Origin of the sequence: Desulfovibrio sp. 3_1_syn3 (assembly GCF_000145315.2) — a bacterium.
GTDB classification, from domain to species: Bacteria; Desulfobacterota; Desulfovibrionia; order Desulfovibrionales; family Desulfovibrionaceae; genus Desulfovibrio; species Desulfovibrio fairfieldensis.
Window position 1 is genome coordinate 830,026 of record NZ_ADDR02000001.1, and the last position, 22,198, is coordinate 852,223.

Annotated in this window: 15 protein-coding genes; 3 read left to right on the forward strand and 12 right to left on the reverse strand. The window is 62.6% G+C overall.

All coding sequences use genetic code 11. From position 1 onward, the window contains the following. Positions 1-163: 163 nt before the first annotated feature. The 5 genes from HMPREF0326_RS15835 to HMPREF0326_RS03590 form a co-directional block, all read right to left on the reverse strand. A complete protein-coding gene (locus HMPREF0326_RS15835; RefSeq protein WP_020990208.1) occupies positions 164-1,627 on the reverse strand; it encodes an adenylyltransferase/cytidyltransferase family protein in 1,464 nt (487 codons plus the stop codon). Between the two features lie 204 nt (positions 1,628-1,831). Next, complete coding sequence (locus tag HMPREF0326_RS03575; protein ID WP_020990209.1) at positions 1,832-5,197, reverse strand: UvrD-helicase domain-containing protein; 3,366 nt, start codon at positions 5,195-5,197, stop codon at positions 1,832-1,834. Positions 5,198-5,205: 8 nt separating this feature from the next. Then, positions 5,206-6,018: a methyltransferase gene (locus HMPREF0326_RS03580; RefSeq protein ID WP_020990210.1), complete on the reverse strand. Its 813-nt coding sequence runs from the start codon at positions 6,016-6,018 to the stop codon at positions 5,206-5,208. 421 nt (positions 6,019-6,439) lie between these two features. Beyond that, positions 6,440-8,581, reverse strand: coding sequence for a peptidase U32 family protein (locus HMPREF0326_RS03585; protein WP_020990211.1), 2,142 nt, complete (start codon positions 8,579-8,581; stop codon positions 6,440-6,442). Continuing rightward, entirely contained in the window at positions 8,578-9,597 is a 1,020-nt protein-coding gene (locus tag HMPREF0326_RS03590) for an NAD-dependent epimerase (RefSeq protein WP_008682959.1), read from the reverse strand. Before HMPREF0326_RS03590 ends, HMPREF0326_RS03585 begins: the two co-directional genes overlap by 4 nt. A 113-nt stretch (positions 9,598-9,710) precedes the next feature. Between HMPREF0326_RS03590 and HMPREF0326_RS03595 the strand changes: the two genes are divergently transcribed. Further along, positions 9,711-10,589, forward strand: coding sequence for a hypothetical protein (locus HMPREF0326_RS03595; RefSeq protein ID WP_020990212.1), 879 nt, complete (start codon positions 9,711-9,713; stop codon positions 10,587-10,589). A 56-nt stretch (positions 10,590-10,645) separates the two neighbouring features. Further along, a complete protein-coding gene (locus tag HMPREF0326_RS03600; RefSeq protein ID WP_008682963.1) occupies positions 10,646-11,812 on the forward strand; it encodes a DUF4272 domain-containing protein in 1,167 nt (388 codons plus the stop codon). Between the two features lie 23 nt (positions 11,813-11,835). On the opposite strand, the gene HMPREF0326_RS03605 is transcribed toward HMPREF0326_RS03600, so the two are convergent. From HMPREF0326_RS03605 to HMPREF0326_RS03630, 6 genes are all read right to left on the reverse strand, one after another. Then, positions 11,836-12,486 carry a precorrin-8X methylmutase gene (locus HMPREF0326_RS03605; protein WP_008682965.1) on the reverse strand — a complete coding sequence of 217 codons (651 nt, stop codon included), beginning with the start codon at positions 12,484-12,486 and terminating at the stop codon, positions 11,836-11,838. Between the two features lie 9 nt (positions 12,487-12,495). Next, on the reverse strand, positions 12,496-14,094 hold the full coding sequence (locus HMPREF0326_RS03610; protein ID WP_020990213.1) for a cobyrinate a,c-diamide synthase: 1,599 nt from the start codon (positions 14,092-14,094) through the stop codon (positions 12,496-12,498). Between the two features lie 230 nt (positions 14,095-14,324). Then, positions 14,325-14,570, reverse strand: coding sequence for a hypothetical protein (locus tag HMPREF0326_RS03615; RefSeq protein WP_008682968.1), 246 nt, complete (start codon positions 14,568-14,570; stop codon positions 14,325-14,327). Positions 14,571-14,600: 30 nt separating this feature from the next. Beyond that, positions 14,601-15,653, reverse strand: a complete 1,053-nt coding sequence (mltG, locus tag HMPREF0326_RS03620; RefSeq protein WP_008682970.1) for an endolytic transglycosylase MltG — start codon at positions 15,651-15,653, stop codon at positions 14,601-14,603. After that, positions 15,650-16,087: a Holliday junction resolvase RuvX gene (gene ruvX / locus HMPREF0326_RS03625; RefSeq protein ID WP_035073122.1), complete on the reverse strand. Its 438-nt coding sequence runs from the start codon at positions 16,085-16,087 to the stop codon at positions 15,650-15,652. The genes mltG and ruvX overlap by 4 nt, the downstream gene beginning before the upstream one ends. A 174-nt stretch (positions 16,088-16,261) precedes the next feature. Beyond that, positions 16,262-16,936 (reverse strand): site-2 protease family protein, encoded by a 675-nt coding sequence (locus HMPREF0326_RS03630; RefSeq protein ID WP_008682974.1) that lies wholly within the window; start codon positions 16,934-16,936, stop codon positions 16,262-16,264. Between the two features lie 501 nt (positions 16,937-17,437). On the opposite strand from HMPREF0326_RS03630, the gene HMPREF0326_RS03635 reads away from it, so the two are divergent. Beyond that, positions 17,438-18,106: a class I SAM-dependent methyltransferase gene (locus HMPREF0326_RS03635; protein ID WP_020990215.1), complete on the forward strand. Its 669-nt coding sequence runs from the start codon at positions 17,438-17,440 to the stop codon at positions 18,104-18,106. A 468-nt stretch (positions 18,107-18,574) separates the two neighbouring features. Here HMPREF0326_RS03635 and HMPREF0326_RS03640 read toward each other — a convergent pair whose 3' ends face one another. Continuing rightward, on the reverse strand, positions 18,575-22,120 hold the full coding sequence (locus HMPREF0326_RS03640; protein WP_008682981.1) for an FAD-binding and (Fe-S)-binding domain-containing protein: 3,546 nt from the start codon (positions 22,118-22,120) through the stop codon (positions 18,575-18,577). Positions 22,121-22,198: the final 78 nt, after the last annotated feature.

Consider the following 22,198-nt stretch of genomic DNA (forward strand, 5'->3'; position numbering starts at 1 on the left):
CGGCTTTGGAAATTCTGCCGTTCTCAAGGCGAGTTCGCTGTGAAAGCCGCCGTTCTTTTTGAGCAGCTGACGCATTTTATGCGTGAACTGCTCGAGTAATAAATTATGTCAGCTATGAACATCCAGTGGAAACTGTATGGTAAATTCTGATATGCATAGTGTGTTACTGTATATAATGACGCTCTTTTAAAAAATCATAGGTAGTTGATGGAACAATTTTTTTTAATAATTTCAGGTCATTTGTTTCTATGCATTTTCTTACTTTGGAAGCACTCACTTTTTGTCCATCAACTGCCAATCTTGGAAATTCAATAAATTCTATTCCATACATTGGCAGTGTCTTTTTCATTCCTTCATTATATTGTCTTGTTATTTTGCAGAAAGGCTCATCTCCTGCGAAGCGTTTAGAGATATGTAGTTCAGGAGCTATTATTTGACAGAATAAGTCTAAATCATGGCTTACATCAACTTTAATGTCCTGAATTTGATCTTTTGAAAAATATTCAGGGAGAGTTGCAGTAGAAATTATTGTTTTTCCACTTGGTACTACGATTATATTTATCATATCGATCAGTCCTAGTTTGACCATGGTAATCCTGTCATCAAAGTTAAAAAAGGATTTATCCTCATCAAGAATAAAAACATACAAAAAATCACAATGTTTTAATGCTTCTTCAACAAGGTATTTATGTCCTATTGTAAATGGATTACAGTTCATAACAAGAGAGCCAATATGCTTTTTGCCCTTTCCTTGATATTTTTCTCTCCTTTTATTAAGCATAGTTAAGTAGTTCATATATGGTATTAAATCATGCGGTATAGCTGATTTTTTATTTTTTTCTCTATCGCTTGTTATTGTTGAAACTATATTAAAAATATGTTTAGCCAATATCATATATCCCTTATGTGACATATGGCCTGTGTCAAAAAATATTTCTCCCATATCATGAGGGCGTTGAAAAATATTTGAAAGATCACGATAATAAAAAGAATTCGTTTCCTTAAATTCAGTTAGCGCCTCAGACATTTTTTTTTCATCAAAATCAGTATTTGTAGTAATAATGATGATGATATCATTTTTGTTAAATGTGCATTTGGGTGACAATATTTCTCTGCATGTATCATCAAAATGTGTTCTGCTGGAGGAATTAACAACAAGAAATTTATCTTTATATACGTCATTTACTCTTCGCTGTAATATACTTTCTACAGTAAACTTGTCCTCAGCACATAATCCAAAGGCACAACAACATCCAAAAAAATATATTGTATGTTCATAATTTTCAGGGTTGTCAGTCGTTACTCTATGGTTATTGACAACATTACAATACTTTGATGTTGCATTTGGAAGAACATATACTCCATATTTTTTTATTGGACGAAAATCAAAAACTGTAGTTCTATATATATTTTGTATGTCATCGAAATTATCATAATAATCATTATAATATTGAATAAGATCATTTTTTCGATTTAAGTTAAGATACTCAGAATAATATCTCTTTTCACGTATTACTTTTAATTCGTAATCAGAGGGATTTTTAATATGGAGCAGAGGCTCATTAAGTTTAACTATAACCAATGTAGCTCCCAGCATATGAATTTTATGAAGAAGAGCTTGATACATAAAAATTACCTCTAGCTTGAAAAATTTTTCAGTCAAGAAATTCGTTATGGTCAAGTCCGTTTCTAGTTATGACGTAGCTTTACATGGGTGGCATGCCCACAGGGACCGTTCCCTCACTATCGGAGCCGTTCTCATGGATTTGAAAGCTTTTTTATTGTCTCTCTTTGGGAGGGTTAAAGCTTCCAGTGAGATGCGTTAACTGCCCTATCCCAGGAGCGAAAGATGCTCCTCTGATTTGCGCTTGTGCGGGGTCAGGGTACTCTGGCGGCAGAAATCGCGGATCTGGGCCAAAAAGGGCGACGGTGCCAGGCGTAGTTTTCTGCCGTACAGGGTGCGGCGGGCGCAATAGCTCACAAACAGCGCCCGTGCGGCGCGGGTCAGGCCCACGTAAAGTAGGCGGCGTTCTTCCGCAAGCCGGGCCTCCGGGTCCGCTTCCACGCCCGGAACGGCTGCGTCCGCGTCGTTCATAGTGTTCTCCGCCGCGTTTTCAAACAGCAGTTCACGCCGCAGGGGCAACAGGCCGCTTTCCAGGCCGGGCAGAAAGACCGCCTGAAACTCCAGGCCCTTGGAAGCGTGCAGGGTGAGAATCTGAACCTGCTCGGCTTTGGCCCGCACCAACTCCGCCTCATGCAGCCAGGCCATGCGCTGGAAAAGGGGCTGCCAGCCGCCGCATTCCTGCCAGAGGCGGCAGAGCGACCGCCACTGGCGGCTCTGGCAAAAGAGCTCCCCGGTCCAGGCCTGTGCGCCCAGCCAGGTTGTCATCTCCTGCGGCTTGGGCAGATTGCCCTCGGGCCAGGGCAACGGCTCCGCCGGGGCGGCCGGGGCAGGCAGATCCGGCGGGGTGGGCAGAATATCCGCAAAACCGCAATGCCCGGCGGCCAGGGCCAGGAAGCGGGCGCAGACCGGCTCCTGCCAGAATTCCTCCTGGGCCGGAGCCGCGCAGGGGATGCCCATTTGTTCCAGGGCCGCGCGCAGGGGCGGAATCTGGGCCTTGAGGCGTACCAGCACGGCCACGTCGCCCGGCGACAGGCTGTTGTCCAGTTCTCCGGCGTCGGCGCGGTTTTGGGCTTGGTCCAACAGAGTGTGGGCCGTGGCCCCGATAAGCCGCTGCACGCGCCCGGCCAGCCAGCGGGCTTCGGCCCGCTCGTCCGGCGCGGCGAAAAGCTGCAACTGGGCCCTCAGGGGCTTGGCCGCGTGCAGATTTCCGCATCGGCCCCGGCCCTGCAGAAGATTCTGGGCCATGTCCAGTACGTCCTGGCTGGCGCGGTAGCTTTGTCCCAGCCTGTAGACCATAAGCGTCGGCCAGCAGGCCCGCAGGGAATCCTCGCTCTGGCCCGTGGCCCCACGGAAGCCGTAAATGGCCTGATCCGGGTCGCCGATGCCGAAAAATCCCCGGCCGTCCGGCGGCAGCAGGGCGCGAATCACGGTCAGCTGCACGGGTGAAAGGTCCTGCACCTCGTCCACCAGCACATGCCGCCAGGGCCCGTCCGGCCTTTGGGCCAGATTGGGCGCCTGTTCCAGCAGCCAGTCCAGCAGATCGGCGTAATCCACATAGCGGACGCCGCTCTGGGCGTTTTTGCGTTGCCGGTAGCGCGCGGCGGCCTCGTCCAGATCACTGCCTTGCGCCGGTTCCTTCCGACTTTCGCGGGCCAGATTCAGGGCGTCCCAGAGTGTGCGCAGCCGCCGGGCGGGCTGGTCCGCATTGGCCGCGCTGAACAGGCGGAAGGCCGCGTCCTCGGCCAGGAGCAGGCAGTGCGGTTCCGCTTTGCGCAATTCGCCCCAGGCCAGGCCGTGCAGGGTGTCGCATTGCGGCAGGCGGGACAAATGCGGCAGGGCCGCGCTGAGGCGTTCCCGCAGTTCCCCGGCGGCCCGGCGGGTAAAGGTCACGGCCAACAGATCCTGGGGCCGCGCGCCTTCTTCCAGCAACCGCTGCAGGCGGCCGATGAGCACGCGGGTCTTGCCCGCGCCCGGACCGGCCAGAATCAGCACCGGGCCGGGCCCCGCGTTCAGGGCCGCATTCTGCTCCTCGGAAAACAGCGTGGCGGACGCGGGTTGCTCTGCCGGTTCAGAGTGCCCCGCGTGTCCCGCGTATCCCGCAAGTCCGGTGTGCTGCGTCTCATGACCCTTGCCCGGCGCGGGCTTGGCCAGAGCCAGCAGTGGCAGGCCGTTCCCCGCGCCGCTTGCGGCAGGAACCGCGGCGGCAGCCTTACGCGGGCGTCCGGACCTGGCGGCGGAGCGTTCCAGGCCCGGCAGGCTCTGGCCGCCCCCGCGCACGTCGCGCAGTTCTTCGGGCTCGAACACGCGCACCACGCCGTATTGGCCGTCAAATCCGCCCTGGCGGATGACCTGGCCGCGCCGCATGCGGGCCACGGCCTCGCCCAGAGGCTCCCAGTGGGCGCGGATATCCGCTTCCGGCAGGTGGCAGAGGATATCCAGCTCCGGCCCCAGTTCGCGCAGCAGGCGGCTGTAACGCTCCTGCACCTTGCGCGAGCCGGAGCCCACGCCCAGAATTTCACCCACCACCTCCGGCAGGGGAATCAGGGGCTGGGCCTCGGGCTCCAGGGGCAGTTGGGCCGGAGTTTCGCGGTCGGCCAGTTCCAGCACGCGGTGCAGCACGCCCACGGTCAGGGGCTTGCCGCAGACCGGGCAGATATTGTCCAGGGCCAGGGCATCGCGCGGTTCCAGCACCACGTTGCAGGCCCGGTGCCCGTCCAGATGGTATTTGCCTTCTTCGGGATAGAATTCCATGGTGCCCAGAAAACGGCAGTCCAGGTTTTCCTGGGATTCGCGCCTGGCCGCCGCGCGCAGGGCCGTGAACATGCCCGCGTAAGAAGGCGGCCCGGCAAAAAGATTGGCCTCGCGACCCAGGTTGGCTCCGGAATGGGCGTCGGAATTGGAAATCAGGGCATAGCCGTCCAACCCGCTGATCAGGCGGTTCATGGCCGGGTCCGAGGAGAGGCCGGTTTCCAGGGCGAAAACATGCTCGGAAAGGTCGGCGAAGCAGTCCTCCAGACGATCAAAGCCGGATTTGGAGCCGAACAGGGCGAACCAGGGCGTCCAGACATGGGCGGGCACCAGCACGCCCTGCGGCACGGTTTCGAGCATGATTTCCAGCAGGTCGCGCGAATCCAGGCCCAGAATGGGCCGCCCGTCGGAATTGAGATTGCCGATCTGGGCCAGGCGTTCGGAAAGGCGGTCCGCGTCTTCCAGGCTGGGCACGAAGAGCAGGTTGTGCACCTTGCGCACCTTGCCGTGGCGTTTGTAGATGGAGCTGATCTCCGCCTGCAGGCAGAACAGCGGCTCTTTGCCGCCCTCATGGGGGCGGGGGCGCGCGCCGCCGAGAAAGTCCAGTTCCTCCGGCTCGCCCTTCAGACGGTAGAGGCCGCTGGCTTCGTCGAAAACCATCTGCTCGCGCAGCTCGGCCCGCCATTGCGGATGGGTGAAATCGCCGGTGCCCAGCACGTCGATGCCTTTGCAGCGCGCCCAGGCCGCCAGATGGCGGGGATTGAGCTGCTTGCTGGTGGCCCGGGAGAAACGCGAATGGATGTGCAGGTCCGCAATAAAATTCATGTGTAACCTCATGTTGTGGCGGTCAGCCAGGGGCAGAAAGCCAGAGCCCGCGAAGTCCAGAAAGGCACGGCCCGCGCGGCTTGGCGCGATTGTTTGCGGTGTAGGGTCAGCGGGGCTTCCAGGCGCAGCTCGGCGGCGGCGTCCTTGCGGGCCTCCACCAGCAAGCGCGTGGCCGGGCTGTGGCTGTGGGGTCGCACGGGAACGATGCGGCGCGGGCCCAGGCGGGCTTCGCCGAGCGCGGCGCAGAGCCGGGACAGGGAACGGGCCTCGAAAATGCAGAAAAAATGTCCCCGATAGGGCAGAAGCCGGGCGGCGGCGCGGCAGAAAACGCGCAGAGCGTCGGCGTCGCGCAGCGCACGCTCCCGCATGGCCGAGGGCGACATTCTGCCCCGCCCCGGCAAGCCGTAGGGCGGGTTGGCCAGCACCAGATCCGGTGCGAGCTCTCTTTCCGATTCAGGCCGTAACTCCGCAAGGTCCGTATGCAGAAAGCGCAGGCGCCGCTCCAGGCCCAGGGTAACGGCATTGCGCCGGGCAGCCGTCAGCAGGCTTTCTTCCCGCTCCAGTCCCTGGCCGCTTACTTCGGGGCAACGCAGGGCCAGGGCCAGCAGGGCCGCCCCGCAACCGCAACCCAGTTCCGCAACGGACAGGCGCAAGGTTTGGGCTGTCGCTTGGGAGAGGCGGGCGCGGCGTTCCTCGCAATGCCGGGCCGCGAAGGCCGCCAGCAAGAGCGCGTCCAGCCCGAAGCGCAGAGCCCCGCCGGGCTGCTCCAACCCGCGCGGAAAAGCGGCGCGGGCCGCGCTGATGCTTTCTTGCTCGTTCATTTTTATCGTGCTGATCCGTCGTATCCCCAATGCGCATTCAAGATTTTTTGTCGCCGGTAAGGAAAGCTCCGGAGGAAGCGTCGAGTAATAGAGAATTTTTGCCGCTTCCTGGGAGCTGTTTCTAGTGTCTGATTGCAAAAATTTCGAGCATAATTATGCTCTCAATTTTCGCAGGATCGTCAGCGGAAAAACGTGGTTTTTCGCTGACTCACGGCGGCTTCACCGCCGTAAAACCCTACGGGTTTTATGTGTCTAATTTTTCAAATTAGACACTAGAGGGTGCCGTCATGAGATGGATTTTCGTGTTATATCAAGGAGAACGAGCCTTTTATGAAAGGAGTGTACTCTTCTGGTACTCAACTGGAATAAAAGGCGAAGTTTGACGCAGAGATAACCGAAAAGACACGCATGACGACACCCTCTAAAGGAGGGAGCCGTCCCAGTTAAACAACCCCTGCCGCCGCGCCTCCGGCAGACCGGCGGGCGGATTCTCCTGAATATGGACGAAAAAGCCGTAACCCGCGGCCGTCAGCTCCTGGCGCTTGGCCGTGAGGTCCAAGGGCCAGCCGGGATAGATCCAGACATTGCCGCCGTACTGGCGAGCCCAGAAAACCTCGCCCTTGGGACTCATGAACGGCTCGTTGGCCTTGACGCCCAGCAGGCCAAAACGGCTGAGGCCCACGGGCCAGAATCCGCTGAGCACCGCGCCCAGGGGCAGGGGGCTCTGTTCCGGCAGGGCCAGCAGGTCCTCGCGGGCCAGTTCCGGGCTGACGAAAGCCCCGGTGAAACCCATGCCTGCCAGCATGCCCAGAGCGGGCGCATTGGCCGCATTGCAGAAGGGCCCGGCCAGCAGGTCGGCGTCCTCGGGCAGCGCATCCGGGAAAAAGCCGCGCTGCCAGGGCGCGTTGCAGACGAAATGCCGCGCGCCGTCGCGCCAGAGGCGGGCGATCATGCGGCGCAGACCGTCTTCCTCTTCAGGCCAGATGACGGGCGGCAGCCACCAGGCCACGCGCGGGGCCACGGTGCGCGAAATTTCCGCGCTGCGCGGCGAAAGCCAGAGAGCCAGCAGCTGATTGCGCCCGCCACGCGTTTCACGGCCCTGGGGCAGGCTGGCGCGCAGCAGCATGTCCGCCCTAGGCCTGGGCTTCACGGCCCTGGGCAGGCGGGGGGCACTGTCCACGGCCTTGCTGGGGCGGCCGGGCAGGGCGTCCAGCCGCGCCTGCCAGGACGTGAGCAAGCGCATGAGTTCAGGCTCGCGCCGGTCGATAAGAAAGACCGGCGTGCCGGCCTTGGGCGTCTTGTGCTTGGGCAGGCGCAGGATCAGGCTTCCGGCCTTGGGAATGCGCCGGGTCACGGGCAGGGTGGCGTGCCAGCGCTCGTCCTCAACGCCTATGCGCAGATAATCCTGCGGCAGCAGTTCGAAATGCGGCTTGAGCACGAGGCGGCCGTCGGGCTCCACCCGGATTTTGCCCGCCAGCAGGCCCGAACTGGTCTGGCCGTCGGGCGTGGTGGGCACGTTGTTTTTCTGGGGCAGAAAGCGCGCCCGGCTGCCGGGGCGGCCCAGGGCCATTTCCAGAATTTCCTCGGCGGTCTTGCGGGCCTTGGAGTCGCCGGGGTTGTCCCGCAGCATGCGGTAGGCCGTGACCACATGGTAGACGTAATGCGGGCCTTTTTTGCGGCCTTCGATTTTCCAGGATACCAGGTGCGGGATGTCCAGCAGGGTCTTGGCCAGCACGTCCAGGGAAAGGTCCAGGCAGGAGAAAAAGCGCCCGCTGTGTTCCTTGCCGCGCGCCGGGGGGCGCATCTGGCGGGAGGACCGGCCGTCGCGCCCGTCGCGCGCCTTTTTCCCGTCGCGGCGGGCGGCTTCGCGCTCCTCGTTTTCCGCATTGCGGAAAAGGGCCTGGGCCGCCGCGCCGCCCTGGCGGTAGATGCGGCGGCAGGGCTGCACGCAACGGCCGCGCAGGCCGCTTTTGCCGCCCATGTAGCTGGACCAGTAGCAACGCCCGGACACACAGTAGCACAGGGCCCCGTGGATGAAGCATTCCAGGTCGAGGCCCTCGGGGCAGGCTTCGCCCATGCGCCGGATTTCGTCGATGGACAGCTCGCGCGGCAGGATGACGCGGTTCGCGCCCAGGGCTTTGGCCTGAGTCAGCGCTTCGGGATGGGTCAGATTGGCCAGGGTGGATAGAAACAGGCCGCCCTCGAACCCGGCCTGCCGGGCCAGATCCAGCATGGCCAGATCCTGGATGATCAGGCCGTCCGGGCGCACCTGACGGGCCAGGCGCGCGGCCAGGCGGTAGGCGGCGGCATTTTCGCCGGGCTTGACCAGGATGTTCATGGCCACGTAGACACGCGCGTTTTCGGCGTGGGCCAGATCCGTGAGCCGCGACAATTCGGTAAGGCCGAAGTTTTCCGCCTGCATGCGGGCGGAAAAATGTTTCAGGCCCAGATAGACGGCGTCGGCTCCGGCGGCCAGGGCGGCCAGAAAGGAGGGCGTGTCCCCGGCCGGGGCGAGAATTTCGGGCTTGCGCGGCGTGGCGGGCTGTATGTCCTGTGTGTTCATATCTTGTAATACTCTTTGTACCAGTCCACAAAGCGGGCGATGCCCTCGCGCAGTGGGGTCACGGGGGCAAAGCCGGTGGCGGCGGTCAGGGCATCGATGTCGGCCCAGGTGGCTTCCACGTCGCCGGGCTGCATGGGCAGCAGCTCCTTGCGGGCGGTCCTGCCCAGGGCCTCTTCCAGTACGGCGATGAACTCGTTGAGTTCCACAGTCTGGTTATTGCCGATATTATAGATGCGCCAGGGCGCGGAACTGGAGGCCGGGTCGGGCGCGGCGGCGTCGAAGGCCGGGTCGGGCGCGGGAATCAGGGGCAGCAGGCGGACCACGCCTTCCACGATGTCATCGATATAGGTGAAGTCGCGGCGCATGCGGCCCTCGTTGAAGACCTTGATGGCTTCGCCCCGCACAATGGCCGTGGTAAAGAGATGCAGGGCCATGTCCGGGCGGCCCCAGGGGCCGTAGACCGTGAAAAAGCGCAGGCCCGTGCAGGGCAGGCGGTAGAGGTGGCTGTAGGCATGGGCCATGAGTTCGTTGCTCTTCTTGGTGGCCGCGTACAGGCTCACCGGATGGTCCACGTTATGGTGCACGGAATAGGGGCGGGCGGCGTTGAGGCCGTAGACCGAGGAGGAGGAGGCGAAGAGCAGATGCTCCACTCCGTTGTGGCGGCAGCCTTCCAGCAGATTGCCGAAGCCCGCCAGGTTGGAATTGACGTAGGAAGCTGGATTTTGCAGGCTGTAGCGCACTCCGGCCTGGGCCGCCAGATTGACCACGTGGCTGAAACGCCCGCGCCGGAAAAGTTCGGCCATGCCCCCGCCGTCGGCCAGGTCCAGAAGCTCGAAGCGAAAGCGGGCGGGGGCCTCGGGCAGGGCTTGCAGGGCGGCCAGCCGGTCCTTTTTCAACTGCACGTCATAGTAGTCGTTGCAATTGTCGATGCCTACCACAGTGTGCCCGTCAGCCAGCAGCCGCCGGGCCAGATGATAGCCGATGAAGCCGGCAGCGCCGGTTACCAGAACATGCATGTCGCCCCCTTTGCCTGTACGCCGTAGGGTAAGCCAGATGGCCGCCGGGGGCAAGGGCGGGGACTTGCCGGATGCGGACCGGACACGTATGCTTTGCCGCATTGAGGTATGTCATGAAGACGTCTCCCGACCATTCCTCCCGAGATCCCAGAGGGCCTTCCCAACCGGATGCCAATGCGGAAAAGACCGCCGACACCCAGGCCGCACCCGGCGGGACGACGCGCGGCCGCGTCCGGCCCTGGTATGCCGGAGAACATAAGGATATGCTGTTTTATCTGCTGATCGCCGTGCTTTTCGTGGAGATGATCGTGGGCGGCGTGTCTTTTTTCTACGGCCTGGTGCATGCCGCGCCCGAGACGCCCGGCGGGCCGCCGGTGGCCCGCTTTCCCTGGCTGATCTGGGCGCTGGCCGCGGTGCTCGCGCCGGTGGCCCTTTTGCTGGTGGTGCACCTCACGGGTCGCTGGCTTTCCCATACGCTGGAAGGGGAGCAGGACGGCGCGGACAGTGCCGCGGTGCCCGAACGCTTGCAGCGTTTTTACGCCATGGTGCGCAACGCGCCCACGGTTGTGCTGTTGTTGGGCATTCTTCTGCTGGGCGCGGGGCTCTTCTTTGTGGACGGGGCTTTTTCCGCCCTGGTCCGCCTGGGCGGCGCGCTGACGGCCTATATTCCCTGGATCGTGGGCAGCGCTACGGCTCTGCTGGCCGTCTGTTTCCTGGGGCACCGCTGGTTCGTCTACCGCCAGCGCCGCATGGAGCAGGAATACGCTTTCCGCCGGGAAGTGCTGGAGCGCACCGGCATTGTGCTGGTGGACAAGGGTTGCGTTCCCCTGCCGCGGAGCGAGGAACAGCGCGTCATGCTGGTGGAGGCGGAAAGTGTGAAAGCTCTGCCGCCGGTGCTGGATGTGGGCGGCGCGGAACCGGGTGCGGAATCGGATGACGTCTCGGAACCGCCGGTTCCGGGCGACGCGCGGGACGGGCCGGACCAGAAGTAGCCCGGGACGTGCGCCGGGCTTTTTTTTGAGAAAAACACAGCGGACCGGAGGGAAGGATGCAACAGTGCACCTTGTATATGACGCTGGCCTCCAGAGATGATTTTTTTCCTCTTCTGGCCAGGCTGCTTTCCGGCTGGTCCCTTGAAAATCGCGGTGACACGCTTATTGCCGCAAGGCGGAAGCTGCTGTCCCGGCGACACATAGCCTTTCATCTGAAGTCGCGTGATGTGGACGGCGCGTCTTTTACAGAAATGATGCAGGGCATGCATGACTTCTTCGCCGCCATTCCCACGGACAAGGAAAGTCTGAAACAATCCCTGCTGGCTCAGATCAAGGTTTTCACGCTCTGTGTAGGCGTAGTGGCGGACAAGGATATGGACGCCGCCACCTTCGGGGCCGTCATGGCTGTCGCGGGCGAAGGGCACGGGCTGATTTTTCTGCCCCCGGCCGATCTGTATACCGCTGACGGCGCGACAGTCTTCAATGCCGACGGGGAGTCGGATTTCGACTCCTGGACCGTCACCGCGCCCGCGGCCCTGCTTGTTCCACCCAAGGCCACGGCATCGGGCGAAGAGCGCAAGGAGCGGAACAACACGCGTCTGGCTGCGGAGGGCGTGCCCATCAGCGCCTCCCTGCCGCCCATTGTGGGCGATGCGGCCTATCTGCCGCGTTCCGTGGAGGAGGTGGCGCAGCGCACGCTGGGCATCCTGCTCACTTCGGTGTTTGCGGAGCTTGTTTCCAGCCGGGGCGTGGAGGCCGCGCGCGCGAGTATTGTGGATTTGCTTGAGCAGTACAGCGCCCGGGATTTTCTCAGCCCCGGGGAGCGGGCCTTCATCAGCGGCCCGGCCCCGGAGGGGAGGAGTCTCGCCGACTTCACCTGGCGCTATGAATGCGCCTGGGTCGGCCTGTGGGCCCTCGGTCTCGTGGATACGCTGGCCTACCCGGGGGCTGTCTGTGATGTCGGGGGGATGGCCGCCATGGTGCGTGGTTGCGGCGATTATCCGGGTTTTTTGCGGTCTTGCCGCCTGCGCGCGCCGTCGCAGATTCTGGACGAGGCGGACCGCATCTATCGCTATGACTGGGCCTGCGCGGATGCGCGGATCAAAGTCCGGGACGCTCCGGCCGGGCTTGATCCCGGCGTGGTCGTGGAACGGCACAGAATGTTCAACTGGCTCATCCGCTACATGGACGCCGCCTGGGATGACGTGCGTACGGACACGTAGCGTGGCGTCCCCTTTTTCCGGGATCAGGCGTTCTTCGCCAGGGCCAGTTCCGCCAGCGCGTTGACGCAGGCGGCGGCCACGGCCGAACCTCCCTTGCGGCCCAGCAAAGTGAAATGCGGCCAGGGGCTTTGCCGCAACAGTTCCTTGGACTGGGCCGCGTTCACAAATCCCACAGGCATGCCCACAACCAGGGCGGGCGCGGGCGCGCCTTGGCTCAGCGCCTCCAACAGGGCCAGCAGGGCCGTGGGCGCATTGCCGATGACCATGATCTGCCCGGCCAGCCTGTCCGCGATCATGTCGATTCCCGCGCGGGAACGCGTGACGCCCCGGCGGCGGGAGATCTCTTCCAGTCCCGGCAGGCCCATGAGCGGCGTCACCGTGACGCCCAGAGGGGTCAGGCGGCGCAGAGGCAGCCCGGCGGCGGCCATGCGCGTGTCCGTATAGACCGTGCAGCCCCGGCGCAAAGCCGCCACGCCCGCCGCAAGGCCGTCCCGGCTCAAGCGCAAATCCGCAACGATCTCCGTATCGCCCAAGGTGTGCACGCAACGCCGGGCCACCTCCCAGAGCCCGCCGCTGAAGGGGCGCGGTTCGGGAATTTCCGCGTCGATAATGGCAAAGGAGCGGGCTTCAATTTCCTGCGGCGTGCAGGCCGGGTCCAGTTCTACGGTAGGCATATGTTCCTCTCAGGGCTTACCGGCTAGAATGCCGGACGCGGGCAGGGCGGCGAGCCATGCCCGCCAGAAGTTCCGCGCGCCTTCCGGGTAGAGATGCAGCCAGGAACCGGCCACACAACCCCGGCGGCAGCCTTCCGGTCCCAGGGGCGCGCCCTTGCTGTCGCTCAGCTGCCAGAGGGGCGCGCAGCCGGGCGGCAGTTCCGTTTGAGTCAGGCGGCCATAGTGAAACTCATGGCCGCGCACCCGTATGATGCCGGCCGGGATATCGACATTGGCGGGCCAGCCGGGCAAGGCCCGGGCCGCACGGTAACCCAGCGCCGCCAGCCGGTCGCCCATGCGGCAATCCAGCGGCAGCAGGCCGCTCATGGCGTGGCCTTGTCCCTCCAGACGCAGTTCGCGCATCAGGTAGATGTAGCCCCCGCATTCGCCGTAGATGGGCAGGCCTTGGGCCGCCATGTCTCGCAGGGCCGCGCGCATGGTGGTATTGGCGGCCAGCTGGGTGGCATGCAGCTCGGGGTAGCCGCCGGGAAAATAGAGCCCGCAACAGCCCGGCGGCGGCGCGGCATCACTGAGCGGCGAGAAAAAAGCCAGGTCCGCGCCCAGTTCCTGCAGCAGGGCGGGCAGATCCGCATAGCAGAAACTGAAGGCCGCGTCTCGTGCCACGCCCAGCAGAGGCCGGACTTGTCGTGCGGCAGGGCCCGCGTTTTCCCCGGCGCGGACGCGGGGCGGAAAAAAGCGGGCTGCTGCGGCCGTTGTGCCCCCAGCGGCGGAAACGGTCGATGGGGTTGTTTGGAGGGCGGTTTGGGGCCTGTTGCCCAAGGGCGCGCCCAGGCTACACAATAGCTCGTCCAGATCGCAATGCGTTTCCAGCCAGGCGGCCAGCGCGCCCCGGTCCAGGCCGGACAGGGATTCGCGCGCCTCCACCAGGCCCAGATGGCGGGATTCCAGCCTCGGCGCGCCGTCGCGCGGTAAAAGGCCCAGCAGGGGCACGCCCGTATCCGCAACCAATGGGGCCAGGGCCTGGCGTAGAATTTCCCTGTGCTTTTCGCTGCCCGCGTGGGTGCAGATCATTCCGGCAAAGGCGGGTTGTCCCGTGCCTGCGTTCCAGGCCGGGCGATGGCGCAGAAAGCCTTCCGCCAGGGCGGCCACGGACTGGCCCAGGCCGTGGGCATTGAGCACCAGCAGCACGGGCAGGCCCAGCAGGGCTGCCAACTGGGCCGTGCAGCCGGAGCCTCCAGCGCCGCCGTCGTAGAGGCCCATGGCCCCCTCCACCACCAGGATATCCGGGGCCCGGCCGTCCATTCCGGGGGCCCGCATGCGGGCAAAGATCCGGGCCAGCCCCTGGGGGATGCGGCGCAACGGCTCTCCCGCGCGGTTCGGCCGGGACGCGCGGCACATCCAGACGTCCAGGTTGGCGGCGGGCGCGCCAGTCAGCGCGGCGTGAAAGGCGGTATCGATGAAGTCCGGGCCGGTCTTGGCGGCATGGACCCGCAGGCCCCTGTCCTGCAGGGCGCAGAGCAGGGCCAGGGTGGTGACGGTTTTACCGGCGTTGCTGCCGGTTCCGCCCACGATGAGGCCGGGAACGCGGTTCGGGGCGGAGCGGATCATGCAAGAGCCTTGACTGCGGAACAGATTGCCTTTGAGAATCGACATTCTCGGAGTTGACGCTGCCTTCAGCTTGTCGTTGTTGTCGTCATCCGTAGTGCCGCTGTCCTTGCGGCAGCCGTTGGCCGAAGGCCTTGCCTTAGCCGTGCGACAAAGGAGCCGTACGGATAAGGACAGCAACGCTCGCTTTGCTCGCGAACGGCTAAAGGCGCCTTGGCTTCCGGCGCGGGCGTCTACCTTCGCAGCCGCCGCCGGAGGGCCTCGGCGATAATCGCCGCATCCTCCTCGGGCCGCGCCTTGACGCCCAGCTCATTGTTGCCGCCGGAGCAGATGAAGCCGTCGGGCCCCAGTTCCAGCACGCCGCAGGAGAGTACCTGGCCGTAGGGCAACTGCTCGCGCATGTCGCCGTGGTCCACCCGGCGCGGAAAAATAAAGGGCACGGCCTGGCCGGAAAAGTCTTCCACAATAAGATAGTTCATACGGCCTCCTGGCGTTGCGTTACGCCCACCTTAACGCCCGCCGCGCCGGTTTTGCAAATACTGGCGCACGGCGCGATTGTGTTCCGTGAGTGTGGTGGAAAAAACGTGCTCGCCGCCGTCAGTCTTGGCCACAAAGTACAGAAAATCGTGGGCTTCCGGATTGACGGCCGAGGCCAGGGCCGCCGTGCCGAAGGAGCAGATGGGCCCCGGCGGCAGGCCGGGCCGCTGATAGGTATTGTAAGGGTTGTTCGGATCGTCCAGGTCTTTGCGGCGCAGATTGCCGTCAAAGGCCGGTCCCAGGCCGTAGATCACCGTAGGATCGGCCTGGAGCAGCATCTGCCGGGCCAGGCGGTTCCGGTACACCCCGGCCACACGGGGCCGCTCCGCGTCGATGGCGGTTTCCTTTTCCACCACGGAGGCCAGAATCACCCATTTTTTGAGATCGTCGGGCTTGGGCCTGGCCTTGCCGGGCCAGACGGCGGCGGTTTTGCGCCAGAAATTGTCCACCATGCGGCCCGCCACGGCGCGGGCCTGGGCCTTGAACTGCGCGTCGTCCGGCTCGTCGGTTTTTTTGAGCAGATAGGTGTCGGGCATCAGAAAACCCTCGGCCGTGGCAAAGGGAATGCCGTAATGGCGCAGAAAATCCGGGTCTGTGACCACGTCCCGGAAATCCGCGAAGCGGACCAGCCCGGCCTCTTCCAGCAGGCGGCCGGTCTGCCACCATGTCAGACCTTCGGGCACCGTGATCCGGAAAAGCACGGGCTTGCCGTTGACCAGGGCGTCCAAGACCTGCTCGGGCGTCCAGCCGCTGTTCAGGGCGAAGCGCCCGGCCTGGAGACGGTTTTCCCATTGTTTGTAGCGGGCCAGCAGGCTGAACTTGCGGGCATCGGTAACCAGGCCCTTTTCGGCCAGAGCGGCGGAAACCTGCCCCAGGCGCGCGCCGGGCGTCACGTCGAAAAAGATTTCGCGGCCCGGCATTTCGGGCGCGCTGTTCAGAAAGACCTGGGCTTCGTACCACAGCCAGCCGCAGGTCGCCAGGGCCAGCACAAACAGCAGGCCCACTATGCGCAGCATGGTTTTCATGCCGGTCTCCGTTGTTCGGGGGGCAGCGCCAGAAAAGAAGCAAGGATGCGCACCGCCGCCTGCTGGTCCAGCACGGCCTTGCGTTTGCGGGCCGTGAGCCCGGCGTCGCGCAGGTCGGACCAAGCCTCTTCGGAACTCAGCAGCTCGGGCATGTAAAAGACAGGCAGGTCCACCCGGCGTTTGAGGCGCTCGGTGACATTGCGCACCTGGCGGGTGGTCAGGCTGTCCGTGCCGTCGTCCAGCAGGGGCAGGCCCATGACCACGGCTTCTGCCTCTTCCGCGGTGATTCTGGCGGCCAGGGCCGCCAGGAAGTCCTTACGGTTCGGGTATTCCTCAAGGCGCAGGGTGACCAGGGGAAAGGCCAGCCGCCCTTCCGGGTCGGACACGGCCAGACCCGTGCGGGCCAGACCGTAATCGATGCCCACGTATTTCAAGCGCGTAATGCCCCGTTTTTCCCCGCGCCCGCGGCGGGGAGGTCTTAGAGCAATTTCACTTTGAACTTTATAAAATTTCAAAGTGAATCTGCTCCGGGAAGCCTGATTAATGAGGGGTTTTGCTCTCTGCCGAGGCAGGCGGCAACAAGGCCATTAATCAGTGTTCCCTTTGGATTACAATAAGCCCAGGAGGGACAGAAGCCCTCTGGCGCTGCCGCTGACCAGCGGCCCCAGCACGTAGCCCAGGGCTCCGGTGAACAGCAGCAGCAAAAGAATGATAAAACCGTAGCGCTCCATGCTCAGGTAGCGCCAGGCCGTTTCGCCGGGCAGAAAATAGGCCACAACCTTGCTGCCGTCCAGCGGCGGAATAGGCACCAGATTGAGCCAGCCCAGGCCGAAATTGATCACCACGCCGGCCTGGAGGGAAGACAGGGCGAAAATGTAGAAGCTGTGCTGTTGCCAGACGTCAAAGGGGAAAAAGGCCAGTACCAGGCGCAGGGTCACGCCGAAAAGCACGGCCAGCAGGAAGTTCGTCAGCGGCCCGGCCAGAGCCACCAGCATCATGTCCTTGGCGGGATGGCGGAAATAGCGCGCGTTCACGGGCACGGGCTTGGCCCAGCCGAAAACAAACGCGCCGGAAAGGCTGGTCAGGCCGAAGACCAGCAGCCCCATGGGATCAATATGCGGCAGGGGGTTCAGGGTCAGGCGGCCCATGAGGCGGGCCGTGGGGTCGCCGCAGCGTTCGGCCACCCAGCCGTGGGCCACTTCGTGCAGGATGATGCCCAGCAGCGCGGGCACCAGGGCGATGGCCAGCGTGTGGAGAGCTTGGGAAAAATCAATATTAAGCATGCTTGGCGGGTATCATGTTCGAGCCTGAATGTCGATACGGGGCCGCGAAGGCGTCGGGCGTGGCAGCCTGCCGACCGTTGCTTTGCGTTCCGACCGCGGGGGCCGTTCGCGGCATTGCCGTGATACAATGGCGGCCGTTTAGAGCCGCTCACGCACGAAATGCGCCAGCCGCTTTAGGGTGTGTTGACACTACGTTCTTTCGCCCCCTGGCGTCGTCGAACTTCACCTTTTATTCCGGTCACGTACCGTAAGAGTACGCTCTCTTCATAAAAGAGTCGTTTTCCTAGCCAGCGAACAAAATCCCGGTCGTGTCAACGCGCCCTGGTTGCCGTTGCGCGCGGACGTAACGCAGTGCAATCGCCGCAGGCGTATTTTCCCCGGACGGCCTGAAACGGGAGCGAGCCGCGCCGGACATGCCCGGCATCCGGCCTGACGCTTTGCTGACGCCGCTCGCGCTACGTCTTGCACGCACAGCGTGTTCTTTTCAACCAGGAGTGAGCGATGAAGATATTTTCCTGCGCGCTTGCGGCACGGGAGCGTTTGGCGACTCTGGCCCTGAACCTGGGACGGCAGACCCTGGAAGGGATGGCCCCTTCTCTGCGCCCGGCCCTTCTGCTGGATCGCTTTGGGCGGGCGGAGGCCTTTATGGGACAGTGGGCACGCGCGCCGCGCAACGTGGGAGCGCTTTGCCCCAGCGGCGTCCATCTGGCCCGGCGCATGGCCGCCATGCTGCCGCCTGGCGACGGCCTGGTGGTGGAACTGGGCGCGGGCACCGGCGCGGTGACTCGGGCGCTGCGGGCCTGTGTGGCTCCCGAGCGCCTGCTCGTGCTGGAACGTCTGCCCGCGTTCTGCCGCGTCCTGCGGAACCGTTTTCCCGAACTGACCGTCATCCGGGGCGACGCGACGCGCTTGGCCGACTACCTGCCCGCAAACCGGCCCGTGGCTGCCGTGGTATCCTCCTTGCCCCTGCTCAGCCTGCCCGCGCCCGTGCAACAGGCCATTGTGGAGCAGATGCGCGCGGCCACGGCCCGCAGCGGCTGCATCATCCAGTTCACCTATGCGCTCTGGGGCTGTTCGCCCCTGGTCCGCGCGGGCTGCCGCCGCGAAAAACGCGGTTTGGTCCTGCGCAACCTGCCGCCCGCCAAGGTGGAGCGCTTCCGTTCTTTCTAGGGGCTGCTTCTGACCGGAGCATTTTAATTTTGAAAGGCTCTAACGAGGCTGCGAGAGCAGTATCACGCTACGAAGCCGTAGCGCAATTTATTTGCTCTGTTGCTGCTCCCGTTAGCGAGTCTTCGAGCGTTACGGGCGAGAAGAGCATAGCTGAGCGGCGGAATAATCGTGTCTTTAACTTTGGAATGCGCAGTATTTCAAAGTTAATCTGCTCCATGTTTTTTTGCCTTCCGGTTGCGTCAACCTGCATTTTTCACTCAAGTCGAGTACCGTAAGAGTACATTCCCTTCGTAAAAAGCTTGTTTTTATTGCCGGAAAGACAAAACTCCTCAATTGGGACCCCCCCCTATGCGCTCTCAATTTTAGCAATCAGACGCCAGGAAGCGCGTAACCGCAATGCGGAAATGAAAGGGGCCGGGACCGCACAGCGGTTCCGGCCCCTTTCCCACACGCGCGCATGCGTCGATGCTAGAACTCGATCACGCGGATCTCGCCGCGCGACTCGTTGGCTTTTTTGCGGAAGCTCTGCCGCCGGTCCTCGCCGTCCAGCAGCCCGGCCAGCCATTCGGCCACATGCAGCACGGGCCGCTTGTCGTGCATTTTGATCAGGCTGCGGGCAATGCCGATCTTGCAAGAGGGGCAGCCCACCACCACCGGCCCGTCATAACCGTCCGCAAAGGCTTGTCCCAGGCGGTCCTGCTTGCGCGAGCGCAGCAGATTGTAGATCTGCGGCGAGGTCATGGCGCCCATGCCCGATTCACCGCAGCAGCCGGGATTGAGGCTGACCGTCAGGCCGCTGAAGTCGCCGAGGGCTTTGACCAACTGCTTCTGGCCCTTGATTTTGTGCACGTCGGCCCATTCGCAGTGGCAGGCCCCGTGGTAGATCAGATTCTTGCCCTCGGGCGCGGCCTGTACGGCATTCTTGTCCAGCAGGGGCAGCACGAGCTGGCTCACGTCCCGCCGCAGCAGGTCCGGGAACTGCTCTTCCAGGTGCAGGCGTTCCAGGCCGTCCCGGCAGGAACCGCAGGCCGAAACCAGGTATTTGCAGTCAAAGCCCTGCTTGGCCAGATTGCGCAGCATGGCCGCCAGATACTGGCGGTTCTGGGCCAGATTGTCCTCAAAGGCCGTGTCCATGCCCGCCGCCAGCAGGGGATAGCCGCAGCAGAGGTGCCGGGGCGGCACGGCCACGGCAAAGCCGGCCTTGAGCAGGAGCATGATGGAGGACAGGCCTATGCGGTCGTAGAACAGCGCGCCGCCGCAACCCGGAAAGTAGAGCACGCAGGGCATGCCGGGTTGCGGCTCCGCCGGAGCGAACACCGAGCCCCGGTGCAGCTTGAGGGCCTCGTAGAGGTTGGTATAGCCCATCTTGGGCCCGCGCCCGGAAAAGAGCGGGCTCTGCATGCGCCGCTTCCACATCTCCGGCACGAAGCCCAGGAATTTGTTCTGCATCTTCTGACCCAGGGAGGCCATCTTGGCGGCCTTGGGCACCCGGTGCGGAATGTCGCCCACCAACCATTCCAGGGCGCGTTCCTTGATGGGATGCCCGCCCGCGCCCTCGTGTTCCAGCAGGGCGCGCAGGGTCAGGGCCACCTCGCCGGAGGGGATCTTCACCGGGCAGTTGGCCATGCAGCGGCCGCAGGCCGTGCAGTGCTCCACCAGGTCGCGCAGCCATTTGAGCAGGCGCTCGTCAATGCGGCCCTTGTTGACCTGGGAGTAATAGACAGCCTCCAGCAGCATGCCCAGCACCATGTTTTTGTTGCGCGGGTGGTACTGCATGGAGCGCTCGGGATAACACATGGAGCAGACCTGCTTGCACTTGCCGCAGCGGGTGCAGATCTGGATGGCCGTGAGCAGGCTGATGAGCTTTTCCTTGTCCGGCAGGCCGCTGGCATGGATGTCGTTGATCAGGCGGTTGAAAGAAAAAGTGAAGGGCCGCACCGGCAGCTCGCGGTGCACCAGCTTGGCCGGGTTCATGACGTCGCGGGGGTCCACACGCTCCTTGAAGGCGCGCAGGGCGTCCATTTTGTCCTTGCCGAAAAAGGCGATCTTGGTGATGCCGATGCCGTGCTCGCCCGAGACTTCGCCGCCCATTTCCTGGCATTCGGCCATGACCCGGGCCGCTGTTTCCTCGGCTTCCTCCAGCATGTGGGCGTCATTGGAGTTGACCGGGATGTTCACGTGGCAGTTGCCGTCGCCCGCGTGCATGTGGCTGGCAACCACAATGCGGCTGGCCTCCATGTAGGCCCGGATTTTGGCGATCTTCTTGGCCAGGTGAGGATATTTTTCCGCCAGTTGGTCCAGAAAGGCTTCGGCCCGCGCGCCCATTTCAATGTCCGAGACATCCGCGGCCGACACGTCGCCGGACGCGGCCTTGGAGGCTTGGGAGAACTCGCGGTTGAAGTCCTTGTCCTCCATGGGGAAGCCGGGCAGGCGGCCTACTTCCTGCAAGGCGTGGCGGTAAGACGCGGCCGTGCACTCCAGGTTGAGCTGCTCCAGGAAAAGCGCGAAATCCGGAATGCGCTCCATGGGGATGACCACGTCCTCATTGAGCTTGAAGCCCGAGGTACGCTTGGCAATGGCCGACAGGCGGTGGCGGTCCTCCCAGAAGCGTTCGGCCTCCTTGTCGTCCCCGGCCACGATGATGTCCACATTCTCCTGCTGTTCCACCACGCTGACGATGTCGCCCACGCATTTGTCCAGCAGATAGGGATCGTCGCCGTCGGCCTGGAGGATGATCACAGAAATGGGCAGCCCGTCGTATTTTTCGGACTTGCGCTTGTATTCGATGGCCTGGACGTACTTGGCGTTGAATTCTTCCAGGGCCGAAAGGTGGGCGTAGTCGCCCTCCTGGCGGATGCGGTTGCGCAGGGCCACCAGCTCGCGCACCACCACGGCCGCGGGGTGCATGGAGCGGCCGAAAAATTCCAGGACCATGACCCGCTTGTGCTGCGGCTTCTTGTGGATGATGAAACAGGCTTCGGTGATGATGCCGTCCACGCCTTCCTTCTGCATGCCGGGCAGGCCGCCCAGGGCCTTGTTGGTCACGTCCTTGCCCAGACCGGGCAGGCGGATTTCGTCGCCGCGCAGATGGACCACATTGCGCACGCCGCCGCTGACGTCCTTAACCACAAAGACGGCGGTTTCGTCGGACAGGATCTTGTGACGAGGATGGTTCTCGCGCTCCACGGTGATGATTTCGCCCGTGGGCGTGACCATGCGCCACCAGAGCAGGTTGTCCAGGGTGGTGCCGTATTCAAAGGCACTGGGGCCGCCCGCGTTTTCCGAAACGTTGCCGCCGATGGACGAGGCCTGCTTGGAGGCGGGGTCCACGGAAAAAAGCGCGCCCGTCGCGTCTACCGCGTTAATCACTTCCTGGGTGATGGCCCCGGCCTGGCAGGTGACGGTCATTTCGTCCGGATCAATGGGGCCGATGCGGGTCAGGCGGGTCAGGCTGACGATAAGGGTGCGCTTGCGCGCGGGCACGGCCCCGCCGGTCATGCCCGAGCCGCCGCCGCGCGGGATCAGCGCGAACTTCATGTCGTTGGCCAGCTTGACCAGCTCGGCAACCTGCTCGGTATTGTCCGGCTCCACCACCAGCAGGGGCAGCTCCATGCGCAGGTCCGTGGCGTCGGTGGCCGTTTCCACCAGGGCCGAGGGCTCGATGAGAATGCATTCCTCGGGCAGGACGCGGCGCAGGGCGTCGATGAGCCTGTCCCGAAATTCGGCCTCCGCCTCATAGGCGGACCAGAACATGGTGATGCCCTCGCCGATGGCCGTGGCGTAATAGTGGGCCAGGGACACGGATTCCCGCTCGAAGCTCTCGCGCACGCTGCCGCGCACGGTGTCGGCGTCGATAAAGGGATTGTAGGCCACCAGGAAAAGTTCCTCGGCGATGGCGATGGCGAGATTGCGCACGGATTCAGGCCATTCCGCGAAGTCGTCGATATTGATCTTCAGGATGCGGTTGACCACATAGTCGGGCGAAATGGAAATATGCGGACCCTTATGGGGCATGATCTCTACCTCAATGTGCTGCGGATATGCTGTCGCAAGGTATGGGAGCTCGTGGGGGAAGCCCTTTTTCTACGTTTT